14 protein-coding genes are annotated in these 13,393 nt (G+C 60.8%); 9 read left to right on the top strand and 5 right to left on the bottom strand.

Annotated elements, in window-relative coordinates:
- Positions 1–72 precede the first annotated feature (72 nt).
- Positions 73–1,041: an NAD(P)/FAD-dependent oxidoreductase gene (locus ACWF6P_RS07520; RefSeq protein WP_452620585.1), complete on the top strand. Its 969-nt coding sequence runs from the start codon at positions 73–75 to the stop codon at positions 1,039–1,041.
- On the opposite strand, the gene ACWF6P_RS07515 is transcribed toward ACWF6P_RS07520, so the two are convergent.
- Entirely contained in the window at positions 999–1,919 is a 921-nt protein-coding gene (locus ACWF6P_RS07515) for a TIGR01777 family oxidoreductase (protein WP_452620584.1), read from the bottom strand. The genes ACWF6P_RS07520 and ACWF6P_RS07515 overlap by 43 nt on opposite strands.
- A complete protein-coding gene (locus ACWF6P_RS07510; protein WP_452620583.1) occupies positions 1,916–2,593 on the bottom strand; it encodes a TetR family transcriptional regulator in 678 nt (225 codons plus the stop codon). The genes ACWF6P_RS07515 and ACWF6P_RS07510 overlap by 4 nt, the downstream gene beginning before the upstream one ends.
- Positions 2,594–2,738: 145 nt before the next feature.
- Between ACWF6P_RS07510 and ACWF6P_RS07505 the strand changes: the two genes are divergently transcribed.
- Both ACWF6P_RS07505 and ACWF6P_RS07500 read left to right on the top strand, forming a co-directional pair.
- Positions 2,739–3,143, top strand: a complete 405-nt coding sequence (locus tag ACWF6P_RS07505) for an EVE domain-containing protein (protein WP_452620582.1) — start codon at positions 2,739–2,741, stop codon at positions 3,141–3,143.
- A 12-nt stretch (positions 3,144–3,155) separates the two neighbouring features.
- Positions 3,156–3,602, top strand: coding sequence for a MarR family winged helix-turn-helix transcriptional regulator (locus ACWF6P_RS07500; protein WP_452620581.1), 447 nt, complete (start codon positions 3,156–3,158; stop codon positions 3,600–3,602).
- 6 nt (positions 3,603–3,608) lie between these two features.
- Here the strand turns inward: ACWF6P_RS07500 and ACWF6P_RS07495 are convergent, their stop codons facing one another.
- Positions 3,609–4,262, bottom strand: a complete 654-nt coding sequence (locus tag ACWF6P_RS07495; protein WP_452620580.1) for a TetR/AcrR family transcriptional regulator — start codon at positions 4,260–4,262, stop codon at positions 3,609–3,611.
- 96 nt (positions 4,263–4,358) lie between these two features.
- Between ACWF6P_RS07495 and ACWF6P_RS07490 the strand changes: the two genes are divergently transcribed.
- Genes ACWF6P_RS07490 through ACWF6P_RS07480 form a run of 3 tightly spaced genes read left to right on the top strand, consistent with a single transcriptional unit; the run spans position 4,359 to position 7,146 of the window.
- Positions 4,359–4,820, top strand: a complete 462-nt coding sequence (locus tag ACWF6P_RS07490; RefSeq protein ID WP_054781524.1) for a MaoC family dehydratase — start codon at positions 4,359–4,361, stop codon at positions 4,818–4,820.
- Positions 4,821–4,848: 28 nt separating this feature from the next.
- Positions 4,849–6,021: an acyl-CoA dehydrogenase family protein gene (locus tag ACWF6P_RS07485; RefSeq protein ID WP_452620579.1), complete on the top strand. Its 1,173-nt coding sequence runs from the start codon at positions 4,849–4,851 to the stop codon at positions 6,019–6,021.
- A gap of 9 nt (positions 6,022–6,030) precedes the next feature.
- Positions 6,031–7,146 carry an acyl-CoA dehydrogenase family protein gene (locus ACWF6P_RS07480; RefSeq protein ID WP_452620578.1) on the top strand — a complete coding sequence of 372 codons (1,116 nt, stop codon included), beginning with the start codon at positions 6,031–6,033 and terminating at the stop codon, positions 7,144–7,146.
- Between the two features lie 267 nt (positions 7,147–7,413).
- On the opposite strand, the gene ACWF6P_RS07475 is transcribed toward ACWF6P_RS07480, so the two are convergent.
- Together ACWF6P_RS07475 and ACWF6P_RS07470 are read right to left on the bottom strand one after the other, a co-directional pair.
- Positions 7,414–8,076 carry a response regulator transcription factor gene (locus tag ACWF6P_RS07475; protein WP_452620577.1) on the bottom strand — a complete coding sequence of 221 codons (663 nt, stop codon included), beginning with the start codon at positions 8,074–8,076 and terminating at the stop codon, positions 7,414–7,416.
- 36 nt (positions 8,077–8,112) lie between these two features.
- Entirely contained in the window at positions 8,113–9,297 is a 1,185-nt protein-coding gene (locus tag ACWF6P_RS07470; RefSeq protein ID WP_452620576.1) for a histidine kinase, read from the bottom strand.
- A 165-nt stretch (positions 9,298–9,462) separates the two neighbouring features.
- On the opposite strand from ACWF6P_RS07470, the gene ACWF6P_RS07465 reads away from it, so the two are divergent.
- From ACWF6P_RS07465 to dacB, 3 genes are all read left to right on the top strand, one after another.
- Positions 9,463–10,185, top strand: coding sequence for an ABC transporter ATP-binding protein (locus ACWF6P_RS07465; RefSeq protein ID WP_452620575.1), 723 nt, complete (start codon positions 9,463–9,465; stop codon positions 10,183–10,185).
- Positions 10,182–11,519, top strand: coding sequence for an FtsX-like permease family protein (locus tag ACWF6P_RS07460; protein ID WP_452620574.1), 1,338 nt, complete (start codon positions 10,182–10,184; stop codon positions 11,517–11,519). The genes ACWF6P_RS07465 and ACWF6P_RS07460 overlap by 4 nt, the downstream gene beginning before the upstream one ends.
- 258 nt (positions 11,520–11,777) lie before the next feature.
- Positions 11,778–13,277 (top strand): D-alanyl-D-alanine carboxypeptidase/D-alanyl-D-alanine endopeptidase, encoded by a 1,500-nt coding sequence (gene dacB, locus ACWF6P_RS07455; RefSeq protein WP_452620573.1) that lies wholly within the window; start codon positions 11,778–11,780, stop codon positions 13,275–13,277.
- Positions 13,278–13,393 lie beyond the last annotated feature (116 nt).

Below are 13,393 nucleotides of genomic sequence, written 5' to 3'. Positions count from 1 at the left end.
GTAAACAAATTTGCTAGATTGCCAGAATAGCCCACCGTCTCGGGTGGGACGAACTGCGGACTGGGGGAGCACATGAGGTTCGACGTGGTGATTGTCGGTGGCGGTGCGGCGGGGTTGAGTGCCGCGCTTGTTCTGGCTCGGGCTCGGCGGCGAGTGACGATCGTCGATGCAGGTAACCCGCGCAATAGTGTCTCCGAGCACCTGCACGGGTACCTGACGCGGGATGGGGAGAGCCCTACGCAATTACTTGCGGCCGGCCGCAAGGAGGTTCTCAAGTACGGCGGCGAAATGACGACAGGCACCGCAATCCGAATCGAGCGCACGGATGACGGTGGATTTCTTGTGCAAACCGATGCGACCGCGCCGCTTGAGGCGCGGACTGTTCTGGTGGCCACTGGGTTACGTGACGAGCTGCCGAACATCGCTGGGCTGCACGATCGGTGGGGAGTCGATGTTCTGCATTGTCCCTACTGTCACGGATACGAAGTTCGTGATTCCCCGATCGGTGTGCTCGGTGGTGACAACAGGCCGTTCACCATTCATCAGGCGTCGTTGGTGCGCCAATGGTCGGAGGATGTCGTCTTCTTTCCGAATCGCATCGAGCTGACCGGAGCCGAACGGGAGCGGCTGACTGCCAGGGGGATTCGCATTGTCGAAGGCGACGTGGCCGGGGTGTCGGTTGGCGATGGTCGATTGGACGGCATCGAGCTGGCCTCCGGTCAGGTAATTCCGCGAAGCGTGGTGTTTGTCGGCCCACGGTTTGTTCCGCGAGGTCATCTGTTGACTGACCTGGGGTGTGAAGCCGACGAAAACGGTTGGGTGGTAACTGATCCTGCGGGCAGCACAAGCGTGCCTGGAGCCTGGGCCGCGGGGAATGTGTCGGACTCGCCGGCGCAGTTGATCACCGCCGCCGCTGCTGGATCAAAGGCTGCGATTGCACTGAATCACTATCTGCTCGAGCAGGATATCGCGCGAGCGGTGGCGATCGCAGCCGAACTTCAGCCGAGTGTCACCGGAAGCAGCCCTCGCGGGGTCTCCTGAGCGATCTGGTCCAGCGCCGACTCCAACGTCGGGAATTGATATCGGAAGTTGTTGTCAGCGAGCACCCCTGGTGCTACCCAGCGACTCTTGAGCACCAACTCGGCCTCGGTGCGGATGACCCGAGCCCCGAACTCCAGCATCCAGCCGGGTGTGGGCAAACCGTACCGTCGACCCAACGATGCGCGCACCTGTCGCATCATCTCGTCATTGGTGACTGGGTACGGGGATGCGATGTTGACCGGGCCTGAGATCTCCGGATGCTCGTAGATGTGGATGATCGAGCGAACGACATCGGCAATGTGAATCCAGCTGAACATTTGTCGTCCGTCGCCCATCCTGCCGCCGAAGCCCATTCGGGCGAGGTTGACGAATGGGTTGATCGCCCCGCCGCCCGCGCCGAGGACGATCGACATCCGAAGTGCCACTTTGCGAACAGGTGTTGGTGCTGAGAACAATTCGTGTTCCCATGCTCGCGCGACCGCGACGGAGAACCCCTTACCCAGTTCTCCGTTCTTCTCGTCCATCGGTCGGTCCCGCGCGTCTCGGTAGATCGTGCCGGTACTGGCATTCGCCCAGAGTGAGGGTGGCTGCGGCGTACGGGTCAGCGCACGACCCAACAGTGCAGTCGTTTCCACTCGGGAGGAGAAGATGTCGTCGGCATTGCGCTTGTTGTAGCGGCAGCTCACGGAGCGGCCGGCGAGGTTGACGAGCAGATCCGTGCCGCTGAGTACATCGGCGACGCCGTGCTCGTCGGACCACGTGGCATCGCTCATTCCTCCCTGGCCGATCGTCCGAACGTCGACCCCGTTGGATTCGAGCGTTCGAAGAAGGTGTTGGCCTACGTAACCCGACGCACCACAGACAACAACGGTCTTCATGATTTTGTGTTCCCCTCTGCCGAAACGACTTTTGTCATCAAGGCGGCGACATCGCCGACCAGACCTCGTGCCACTGGCAGCCGGGCGAGTGTGAGCGCTTTCGCGATGATCGGTACCAGGCCGTCGACCAGCGAACGTGTGCGCGTTTGCCCCGGAGACGAGTCGGTAACCCAGTGCAGCGTCACGCCCAGATAGCTGAGCCACAAGAGCGTGGGGAGCTGGGTCTCCAAAGACGCCGGCGTCTTCTGCTTCGACGCCGCCAGTGCTTCGCGCATCAGTTCGACGGCCATCGATCTCGCATCGGTCGACTCGGCCGAGAACGGGCTGGACCGTGATGTGGTGGGCAGGGCAACGTGCAGAAACGTGCTGCCGAAGCCGTGATAGGGGCCCATGACATCGAGCCCGGTGTGCAGAACAATCCTGAGATTTTCTGTCAGTGACCCACCTTCGCGAAGGAGTGGAAGCGCCAGCGCGCGGTGATCGCGTTGGATGACGAGATACAGCTCGTGAACCAGTTCGTCTTTACTGGCGAAGTAGTAGTAGGCATTCCCGAGCGAGACCTCTGCTTCATTTGCGATCTTGCGCATGGTCGTCGCTGCGAAGCCTTCGTTGCGGAAGAGCCGCAATGCTGTTGCCACCAGCTTTTCCCTGGTCTCGATCCCGCGACTACTCATCGACACTCCTTCTTTGAACATGTTCAAGTGCAGCGTACGCCCTGGAGTTGAACACGTTCAAGATCCAATCTGTTGCGAGGAGGATAATAAGCGCGCATACTAAATGCATGAATGAATGTGCTTTCGGTTCGCCAGGGGGCCGGCGATGAATGCCTGGTTAGGGGTTGTCTCTGCCGAACATGTGCGTCGCGCAGTGGATCTCGGCATCGCACAGATCGGGCACGGAAAGAGAGCCGGATTGGCACGGATGAAAGCAGGTGACGTGCTGGTCTACTATTCGCCGGTCGAGTCCATCGGCGACCGAGATCCGTTGCGCGAGTTTACAGCTCTCGGTGTGATCGAAGAGGGTGAGATCTGGCAGGCGGACGAGGGGTGTTTCAAGCCGTTTCGGCGGCGAGTTCGGTACGAACACTTCAACCCCGTTCCTCTCGACGCAGTCCGGAGTCGATTGGCGCTGACCTCGGCACCGAATTGGGGGTATCAACTCCGGCGTGGCTTGATTCCGTTGGATGACAACGACGTCGACGTTCTGCGTTCGACGACGAGCTGACACACTGGCGCTGTGGCGAAGAAACTGGAAACCGACTTCGAGGACGCGGACGAGAGTCCCGGCCTGATGTTGTGGCGTGTCACCAATGCTTGGCAAGCCTCGATTCGCGCGGCGCTGCGACCTTTCGACCTGACCCACGTGCAGTTCGTTCTGCTCGCAGCACTGACCTGGCTGGATGCAGAGACGCCGATAACTCAACGCGGTCTTGCCGAGTACGCGCGCACCGACCCGATGATGACGTCACAGGTGATCCGGACCCTCGAATCCAAGGGGTTTGTCGAACGACGTCCACATCCGACAGATGCGCGGGCTCGCTCGCTTGCCGTCACGCCGGTGGGTGCGGCCTTGGCCGGCAAGGCGAACCGCGCGGTGGAATCTTCGGACCGGGAATTCTTCGCCGCTCTCGGGGATCGTCAGGTGGCCTTCGTCGCGATGCTCGGCGCGCTCGATCGGCGGTAACAATCCTCAGCGTCGAGGAGATTGCTCTGTAGTTCTTTGCAGCAGTGAGTATTTGGCTTCCAGCCCGTCCAGTATGGATTCCAGTGCGAGTTCGAAGCTGGCGCCGTCGATCTCGGCGGCACGCTCACGCAACAGGTGTGCTCGCGTGAGGTGCGGGTAACGCTCGGCGTAGATAGCGGGATCGTCCACGAATCCGCCGGAGAACGTTGCCGTCGCAGCACCCATGACCACGTATTTGACGGAAGCGCCGATCAGCGTTGCCGTGCGCTGAGGCCATCCGGCGCGCACCAGGCCGCCGTGGATGGCGTTCGCGCGATCGAGGGCGATGGGCCTGACGCTCGGACCGTAGGCCAGATAGGGAACGATGTTGGGATGCTTGCCCAGGGCAGCGTGGTAGGACCGCGCCCACGTACGCAGCGCGCCGCGCCAATCGTCGGAGTCGAAGCCGCTCACGTCGACGGACTCCATGATGACGTTCGCGACGTCGTCGAGTAACTCGTCCTTGTTGGCGTAATGGCTGTACAGCGACGGTGCCTGTACACCGAGAACGGTGGCGAGTTTGCGCATCGAGAAGTCGGTCAAACCGTGCTCGTCCACCAGTTTCAGGGCGGTGTCCCTGATGATCGGCTTGCTCAGTAGTGGAACCCGCGGTCGCGCCATCGCACAGAACCCTTTCGTCTGAAAGTACTGGACAACCTTACACCGTGAGTTTATTATCGAATTAACCTAACAGTGTTCGGGAACGTGGAGGATCAGATGACACGGGTGTTCGAGAACAAGTCCGATCTCCTGGGGGCAGTCGGTGAAACGCTGGGTTCGAGCGAGTGGGTCGAGGTCACCCGCGAGATGGTCCATCAATTCGCCGACGCGACCGGTGACCATCAGTGGATTCACGTCGACGACGAAAGAGCCAGGCGCGAATCACCTTTCGGTGGACCGATTGCACACGGGTATCTGACGCTCTCACTCCTGCCGCTTCTGTCGAAGTCCGTGTATCGCATCGACGGCGCGAAAATGGTCATCAACTACGGGTCTGACAAGGTTCGCTTCCCGAGTCCGGTGCCCGTCGGGGCCAAGGTTCGAAATACCGCAGTGCTCTCCGCAATCGAAGAACTGCCGAACGGTTCACTACAGAGTCAGATCACCAACACCGTCGAGATCGAAGGCGTGGACAAACCTGCCGTTGTTGCGCAGACCGTCGCGCGAATCTTGTTCTGAAATCCTGCAAGAAGAAAGCAGACTCCACATGAATCTCGAACTGACCACTGAGGAAGTTGCGTTCCGCGAGGAGATGCGAAAGTTCTTCACCACCGAATTCTCACCCGAACTTCGAGCACGTGCAGCCGGATTCGGCAAGCTGACGCGTGAGGACATCGTTGCGGGCCAACAGATTCTGAACGCACACGGGTTGGCAGTTCCACACTGGCCGGTCGAGTGGGGCGGCAAGGACTGGACTCCGATTCAGCGGCACATCTATTCCGAGGAAATGCAGTTGGCGTCGGTACCCAACCCGTTGCCGTTCAACGTGAGTATGGTCGGACCCGTTATCGCAGCCTTCGGCTCGCAGGAGCAGAAGGAGAAGTTTCTCCCCGCTACTGCCAACGCCGATATCTGGTGGTGCCAGGGTTTTTCGGAACCCGAAGCCGGTTCGGATCTCGCTTCACTCAAGACTGCTGCTGTTCGTGACGGCGCAGACTACATCGTCAACGGCCAGAAGACATGGACCACTCTCGCGCAGCACGCCGAGTGGATCTTCTGTCTGGTTCGCACAGATGCCAGTGCCCAGAAGCGGCAGGCCGGAATTTCGTTCTTGCTCATCGATCTGGCAACTCCCGGCATCACGGTTCGCCCCATCAAACTGATCGACGGCAGCATCGAGGTCAACGAGGTGTTCTTCGACAACGTCCGCGTACCTGCGGAGAATCTCGTCGGCGAGGAGAACAAAGGCTGGGACTACGCCAAATTCCTGCTCGGCAACGAACGCACGGGAGTCACGCGGGTCGGGTTCTCCAAAACCCTTGTCGCCACGGCAAAGGAGAAGGCACGGGAGGTTCGCGTCGGAACCGGCACCCTCCTCGATGATCCGTTGTTCGCCGCTCGGTTGGCTGAGCTGGAGAACGATTTGCTTGCACTGGATCTGACTCAACTGCGAGTTGTGGCGAGTTCGGCAGACGGCAAGCCGAATCCGGCGTCCTCGCTGCTCAAGCTCCGCGGCTCCGAATTGCAGCAGGCAGCAACGGAATTGCTGATGGATGTTGCGGGTCCGGACTCGTTGCCGGTGAATACGGCCGAGATCGACTCGCCGGAGTGGGCGCAGCAAGCGGCGCCGCGCTACCTGAACTACCGGAAGGTTTCCATCTACAGCGGATCAAGTGAGGTGCAGCGCTCCATCATTGCCTCCTCGATTCTCGGATTGTGAGCATCTGACATGAATTTCGAACTCGACGACGAGCAGACGATGCTTCGCGACACGACGCGCGAATTGCTCAGCCGCAGCTACGACGCGGAGAAGCGCAACGCCACCTCGGCCACTGACGAGGGATGGAATGCTGCGGTCTGGAAGCAGTTCGCGGAGCTGGGGCTGCTCGGCCTGCCGTTCACGGAGGCTGACGGCGGAATGGGCGCTGGACCGGTCGAGACCATGGTCGTGATGACCGAACTGGGCCGCGCGCTTGCACCCGAGCCATACTTGGGTGGTGTTCTGATCCCCGGCGGTTTGATCGCTGCGCTCGGTTCGGCGGATCAGCGGGCGCGACTCCTGCCGTCGCTCAGCGACGGGACCACTCTGTCGGCCTTCGCGCATACGGAACCTGGCACGCGCTGGCCGGTTGCCACCGTCACGGCCGCGGCTTCACAGTCGGGATCGGGGTGGACGATCACCGGCGTCAAGAACCCGGTCCTGCAGGGCGACAGCGCGCACGTCGTGATTGTCAGCGCCGCACTTCCAGGCGGCGGCACTGGGCTCTTCCTGGTAGATGCAGACGGTTCGGGTGTCGTACGGCGCACGTACGCCACTCACGACGGCCGGCGCGGTGCGCAGTTCACGTTCACCGATGCCGCGGCCGAACAACTCGGTGAGGGCGGCGATGTCACGGAGGCGATCGTCGAAGCAGAGGTTCGGGCGCAGGCAGCTCTGTGCGCCGAGGCAATCGGGATCATGACCGAAGCGCTGCGACTGACGACGGATTACCTGAAGCAGCGCAAGCAGTTCGGTGTTCCGCTCGCGAAGTTCCAAACATTGGCGCATCGGGCCGCCGACATGTACGTGGCGCTCGAACTGGCGAGCAGCATGAGTCTGTACGCCACTATGTCCATCGCCGACGGCGTGATCGATCCGACCATCGCGTCGCGCGCGAAGCTGGCTGTCGGTCGCGCCGCGCATCAGATCGGACAGGAAGCGATTCAGATGCACGGCGGTATCGGAATGACAGCCGAGTATCCGGTCGGGCATTACGTCTCGCGACTGGTGGCCATCGAACACACTTTGGGTGCCTCGGACGATCACCTTCGGGTGCTGGCCGGCGGCGTCTCGAAGAATCGATGAGCAGGCCGACCGTCTGGGACAGAAAGGCCGGTTAGCGGATTCTACGAATGCAACTGTGGTGACAGACACCGCGGATGCACCACCCGCTAGTGCTGTGGTCACGAGGTCAGCTCGGAGGCGGCGCGACCGTTCATTCTTGTAGTCGTCGTATATGCCGAGCTATCACGTGCCGATCCGAGGAAGTTCGCACCGGTGTCGACCCTTTCTCCACTGTCGCAGCAGAATGATCTGCGCCCGGCTTTGATTGACTTACTTCGCTTGAGTTGCTCAGCGGCGTTCAATCCAGGCAAGGATCGCTTTGACGCGCCGATTATCTTCCCCGGGAGGCAAACCCAACTTGAGAAAGACGTTGGCAACGTGCTTGCTGACTGCCGCCCTGGACAGATACAGAGTGTCGGCGATCTCGCCGTTGGATTTACCTTCCGCCATCAACGCGAGAACTTCGCTCTCGCGTCCAGTGAGCCTGCCGATCGGACCGGGGGAGGCGTCCTGTCGGATGACATAACGCACTACCTCCGGATCGACCACTACGCCTCCACTGGCAACCGTTTCCACTGCTCGAAGGAAGTCTCCAACCCGTCCCACTTTCTCCTTGAGTAAGTAGCCGACACCGTCCGCGCCCGGGCCACTGAGCAGTTCCTTCACATATGGACCGGTGACGTATGCAGACAACACCAGGATCGGGAGATCGCGATGGCGGGCGCGCAGATCCATCGCGGCGCGCAATCCGTCATCCGTATGTTCAGGCGGCATTCGTACGTCTGTGACGACCAGGTCCGGCAATTCACCTGAGTTGGCCATGTCGTCGACGGTCGTAACCAGCGAGGGGGCGTCTTCACATTCGCGGACGACCTCGTGGCCGCTCGCGGTCAGGATTTCCTTGATGCCGGCGCGAATGAGTGCGGCATCATCGGCCAGCACGATCTTCATGGCGTGTTCGTTCCTCGTCTGTTCGGTGTCGGACTGTCACCATGGTGGTTCGGCAGGGGCCGTCACTGTCAGAGTAGTTCCCTTCTCCGGAGGACTGACGACCTGAATTTCGCCACCGACGCTTCGCATTCGTTCCCGCAGTCCCGCCAAACCAGTGCCCCGGCCATCGGTAAGGTCAAGGCCTCCGACCCCGCGGTCGACAATTTTGGCCATCACACCGTAAGGCGAACAGTGAAGTTCGATCAGGACGTGGTCGACGCCGGCATGCTTTACGACATTGGTGAGGGCTTCCGAAATAGTGAAGTAGACGGCACCGGCTACGGGTCCTGACAGATTCGAGTCGTCACCCTCGGTATCGAGCTCGACGGTTAGGGATGACCGGGCTACCAGTTCGCGAACCGCCGCCATCAACCCTAAGTCACTGAGATCGCGGGGGTGGATGCCGCGCACCGTTTCGCGTAAGCGTTCCAAAGCGCGTTCTGCTTGCGCTTGCGAGCGTGACGCCAGTGCACTGATGCGTTCGTTGTCTGCGCCGGAATCGGCGGCGGCTTGAAGTAGTCCGAGGCTGAGTACCACCGCAACGAGATCCTGCTGCGCGCCATCGTGCAGATCGCGCTCAATGCGTTGTCGTTCCAGTTCGAAGGCCTCGGTCAACGAGGCCCGGCTCGTGCGAAGGTCGAGAAGTTGATTTTGTAGATCGAAGTCGTTTCGGTCCGAAAGCGCGAGCAATATCAGGTCGCGAAGCCAGGAAATTCCGGACAACAGCGCTGCCGTCAGTGCTGCGAGAACAAACCCGGTTGGAACGGCCGCGACCGACTGGCCTGCGGACGTCGGCGTGAACGGTCCCACCTGCGCCGCGATACCGAAGAACCAGAAGACGGGTGAGAAAACCAGCGCCAAGGCTCCGATGAAGCCGAAGAACGCCACAAGCAGAGAAGGCAACGACAAGACCACGGCAATCAGCATCACCGGCAGGTCTGTTCGCCAGAGCGCGGATGTGCGGACCCGTAGTCGAATCCAACTGACCCAGGGTTCGTTCGCAGGCCGCAGAGGTGCGCTCGGCGCGCCGCAGGCTCTGGCACGCACACGATCAAGTTCGGCTACCACGATCGCGGTGATCGGCAGCAGCGGTATCAGTACCAAGGACAGGAGAAATAGTGGAAGGAGGGCTGCGGCGACGATCTCCAGCACTACTCGTCGCGCCAGCACGGAAATCGACATGACGTCACACTCTCCCAGACGACGGTGGAGGAAGAGGTAGTGCTGGTTCTACCCCTTGAGGGAGACAGCACCAGTGTTTTCCAGGATCGAGAATGTTGAGATTCTTACATGCCGAACGAATCCATCACCAGTACCACTCCTTGTGTCCGACTTCGTGGACTGCGGATGGATTTCCCCGTTCTTGGCCGCAGTGGCGAAACCAACCGGGTACTGCACGACCTCGATCTCGACATACCCGCGGGGCACCTCACCGCAGTCGTCGGACCGTCCGGTTCTGGCAAATCGACTCTGCTGTTCTGCGCGGCAGGGCTCGAGGAGCCGACCGGAGGCACCGTGGAAGTGCTCGGCACCGATCTCCACTCCCTGAACGCACGCAAACGTGCAGCGTTCCGGAGCAAACACATCGGTTTCGTATTTCAGGAGTACAACCTGGTCAGCTCGCTCACCGTCGAAGAGAACATCGCCCTCCCCGCTCGCCTCGCGGGTCACAAAGTGCCCAAAGCTCGAATTCGCGAGGCAATGGACCGCCTCGGCATCGGTAATCACGCCGCCCGACGACCCGACCAACTCTCCGGTGGCGAGCGGCAGCGTGTCGCGGTCGCCCGCGTCGTTGCCAATCAGCCACGCATCGTCTTTGCCGACGAGCCCACAGGCGCACTCGATCTCGTGTCAGGGCAAGTAGTACTGGATTGGCTGCAAGCTCTACCGGCACACGGCACCTCCGTGGTGATGGTCACTCATGACCCATATGCTGCTGCCCGTGCTGATCATGTGGTCGTCATGGGTTCTGGGCGTGTGCACAATGTCATGCCCGGTGGAGACGGACATGCGGTGGGCGAGGCCATAATGGCCGCGCAATCGGCGGCTGTTGGGGATGTGCTTGCATGATTCGGTTGGTTCTCGCAGATATTCGTCGTCAATTCGCAATGTGGCTGTGGACCGTCTTGTGTGCCACCGTGGGTGGAGCCTGCGCCGCTGGCGTGGTGATCGCGATGTTGGCCGGCATGAGTGCGACGCGGGTGGCCGGTGATGCAGCCATGACTCAGGCGTCCATAGCGCTTGGCGGAAACATCGTCTTCTTCACCGTTCTTGCCGCAATCGCAGTCGTCGCCTCCACGGTGGGACTGACATTGACAACGCAGCGCCGCGAGCACGCGCTCTGGATAATTCTCGGGATTCCGCGCCACCATGTACGGCGCGTGCTGATCATCGAATTGGTGGTTCTCGGAATGGTGGCGGGTTTGGTCGCGTTGCCACTGGCGCTCGTAGTCGGTCGCGTGGCCCTGATGCAATGGACGGAGACCGGGCTCGATCTGCACGGTGCTCATGTCGGTTTTCAACTGTGGTACGTCGGGGTCGCGCTGGCAGCGGGGATTGCACCGTGTCTGCTCGGAGGGTGGGGTGCTGCTCGGCGTGCATCGAAGACAGGGGAGATGCGCGCTTTTCGTGAGACTGCCGAGTTAGTGGCTCGTCCAGGCATCGGCCGAAGTGTCCTCGCGGCGTGCCTGTTCGCTGGTGTGCTCGGAATGTGGATTCCAGGTCTTGGGTCTGAACTGAGCGGACCCGAGCAGCGCACTGCCTTTGCCTTCGCCGGCAATCTCTTCTTGGTGTGTCTGCTGCTTCTGATGGGCCCGTGGACTATTGCGCCTTTGATGAAGCTGTGGACTGCGATGGTTCCAGTCGGTGACGTCGCTTGGCGGCTGGCGATACAGTCGTGTCGCGCCCGTGCTGCGCGGAGTGTCACCACTGTTTTGCCATTCGCGCTGGCATTGTCGATGGTGAGCATCTTCATGGTGATCGGCAATGTGATGCCTGACGACTCCACCGGTCTCGGCGACGTCCTTGTCGTGCTCGGTTGGGTGTTCGTCGTTTCCTGGGTTGGAGGACTTGCGGTCATCGCGTTAGTCGGTCGTGAACGACGCCGCGACGCGGCGCTGATCGGTATCGCCGGTGCCCCGCCAGCCGTAATAGCCCGTTCGACAATGTATGAAGGCTTGATATACGCCACTACCGCAGTCCTTTTCGGAGTTCTGACGTTGCTGGTATCTTGCTGGACAGTCGCACTGGCCGCACGAATGTCAGTCTCGTCGGTATTGGGCGGCCTGCCGTGGCCGATGCTCACTGCGCTGGCAGTCATGACGCTGATCATGACCAGCGCAGCATTGATCTGGCCGACGATCACCACTTCACGGGCCAATCTCGCCCAGCAACTTCGCGCCTGACCGACGGCAACTTCGACGAGATGCGAGGTGCGTCTGAAGCGTTGTCGTCCCTATCCCAGAATCGAACAAATGACAGGAAATCCTTTGTCCAAGAATGAAAATCATTCAGAACGACTGGAAGTGGCCGACTTCGATCGAAGGCCGCGACGCCCAAGGCTGATGGCGCTCATCACCACACCGATAATCGCAGCCGTCGCGCTGTCGGCATGTTCCGCCAATCCCGACGACAGAGCATTGGGTATCGATGCGGAGACGTCAATGCCCACAAACGAAGTCAATCCCGAGGTACGCGAACTCATGGCTGGACCCCCGTGGGAATCGGGTCAGTGGGGTGTTCTCGTAGCGGACGAAGCGACGGGGGAGATCGTGCAGTCGCTGAACCCGGAATCACAGTTCGTCACGGGGTCCACGGCGAAGACCTTCGCAGTCGGGGCGGCATTGGATATTCTCGGCAGTGACCACCGATTCCAGACTCCGATCGCCCATACCGGAGAAGTCACGGCAGACGGTCGACTCTCGGGCGATCTGATCATGGTCGGCAGCGGAGATCTTGCGCTCGGCGGTCGCTCGGCATCGCCCGACACCCTCGAGGTTCCCGATTTCGATCACTTCGACGCCAACGCCGTTCCAGGCATGGCGACCATCACCCCTCAAGACCCGTTGGCCGGACTCGACGAACTTGCCGGCCAGATCGCTGCCGAAGGAATTCGCAAGATCGACGGCGACGTTGTCGTCGACAACCGCCTCTGGGACCCGATTTCTGTTGGCGGTGTACCGATTACGCCCACGATGATCAACGACAACCTCATAGATCTGCTCATCAGCCCGCTCGATCGAGGACAACCCGCCACTGTCGACTGGCGACCGAAAACCGCAGCCTTCACGGTCGAGTCGGACGTGATGACAACACCGATCGGCACCAAGCCTGCGGTCACTGTCGACGCCGCCGACTCGGGGCACATCATCGTGCATGGAACTGTCCCCGCCGACGCGAAAACACCATTCGTCGCAACCTACCAAGTACCAGACCCTCCGGCATTTGCGCGGACCTTGCTGATCGAGGCACTTGCCCGCCACGGCGTCACAACCAGCGCGCCGACATTGGGTACGAACCCCAGCGACATCCTCCCGTCACAAGATCGTGTTGCGGCACTGCCAGTCTCGGCGTCCTACACCTCACCTCCCTTCAGTGAATACGCAAAGCTGATCAACAAGGTCAGCCACAACCTCGGGGCGAATCTCTTGCCGCCGCTGATGGCTGCGCAACGAGGTCTCCAGACCTACGAAGAGGGCATGCAGATCGAACGAGAATTCCTCGCAAAAAGTGGCGTCGACCCAGCGTCGTTTACGTTAGTCGACGCCCAAGGCCTACCTGGGGACAAAGCCACGCCTCTGGCACAGACCGAACTTCTTCGAGCCCTCGCCCGCCGCGACGATTTCGAAGTATTTTACGATTCGATGCCCAGCCTGGGCCTCGATGGATCGCTCGCCGACGTCATCGATCGCACCGATCCGGCGGCGGGACAGATCCGCGCAAAAACCGGTACCTTGGTCGACGCGCCCGACGGGAACATGCAACTCACCACGAAAGCGCTGGCTGGATATATGAACTCGCAAAGTGGCCGGCGACTCGTCTTCGCGATATACGTCAACAACATCCCTGTGCCTAGCGGAACCGTCGAAGATGCGATCGACTTAGCCCTCGATGCCAACAAGCAACTCGGAGCGATCGCTGCTGCGATCTATCGCTCATCGTAGCGGGATCCTAGACGGCTCGTCGGACACATAGGGGTGCAACCCGAATTCGCAAGGGGATCGATGTCGTCCGATGGCTATCCAGACAAACCATCACTGGACCATCGGTGTCGCACAAG

The sequence above is a fragment of the Rhodococcus sp. NPDC055024 genome (genome assembly GCF_053608585.1).
The sequence above is the reverse complement of the archived record's forward strand: the minus strand, read 5'-3'. Positions and strand labels throughout refer to the sequence as shown.

Bases quoted from the DNA above. Each gene is read 5' to 3' on its own strand.
- ACWF6P_RS07520 (WP_452620585.1), top strand. From the start codon at position 73: ATGAGGTTCGACGTGGTGATTGTCGGTGGCGGTGCGGCGGGGTTGAGT.
- ACWF6P_RS07515 (WP_452620584.1), bottom strand. From the start codon at position 1,919: ATGAAGACCGTTGTTGTCTGTGGTGCGTCGGGTTACGTAGGCCAACAC.
- ACWF6P_RS07510 (WP_452620583.1), bottom strand. From the start codon at position 2,593: ATGAGTAGTCGCGGGATCGAGACCAGGGAAAAGCTGGTGGCAACAGCA.
- ACWF6P_RS07505 (WP_452620582.1), top strand. From the start codon at position 2,739: ATGAATGCCTGGTTAGGGGTTGTCTCTGCCGAACATGTGCGTCGCGCA.
- ACWF6P_RS07495 (WP_452620580.1), bottom strand. From the start codon at position 4,262: ATGGCGCGACCGCGGGTTCCACTACTGAGCAAGCCGATCATCAGGGAC.
- ACWF6P_RS07490 (WP_054781524.1), top strand. From the start codon at position 4,359: ATGACACGGGTGTTCGAGAACAAGTCCGATCTCCTGGGGGCAGTCGGT.
- ACWF6P_RS07485 (WP_452620579.1), top strand. From the start codon at position 4,849: ATGAATCTCGAACTGACCACTGAGGAAGTTGCGTTCCGCGAGGAGATG.
- ACWF6P_RS07480 (WP_452620578.1), top strand. From the start codon at position 6,031: ATGAATTTCGAACTCGACGACGAGCAGACGATGCTTCGCGACACGACG.
- ACWF6P_RS07475 (WP_452620577.1), bottom strand. From the start codon at position 8,076: ATGAAGATCGTGCTGGCCGATGATGCCGCACTCATTCGCGCCGGCATC.
- ACWF6P_RS07470 (WP_452620576.1), bottom strand. From the start codon at position 9,297: ATGTCGATTTCCGTGCTGGCGCGACGAGTAGTGCTGGAGATCGTCGCC.
- ACWF6P_RS07465 (WP_452620575.1), top strand. From the start codon at position 9,463: ATGGATTTCCCCGTTCTTGGCCGCAGTGGCGAAACCAACCGGGTACTG.
- ACWF6P_RS07460 (WP_452620574.1), top strand. From the start codon at position 10,182: ATGATTCGGTTGGTTCTCGCAGATATTCGTCGTCAATTCGCAATGTGG.
- dacB (WP_452620573.1), top strand. From the start codon at position 11,778: ATGCCCACAAACGAAGTCAATCCCGAGGTACGCGAACTCATGGCTGGA.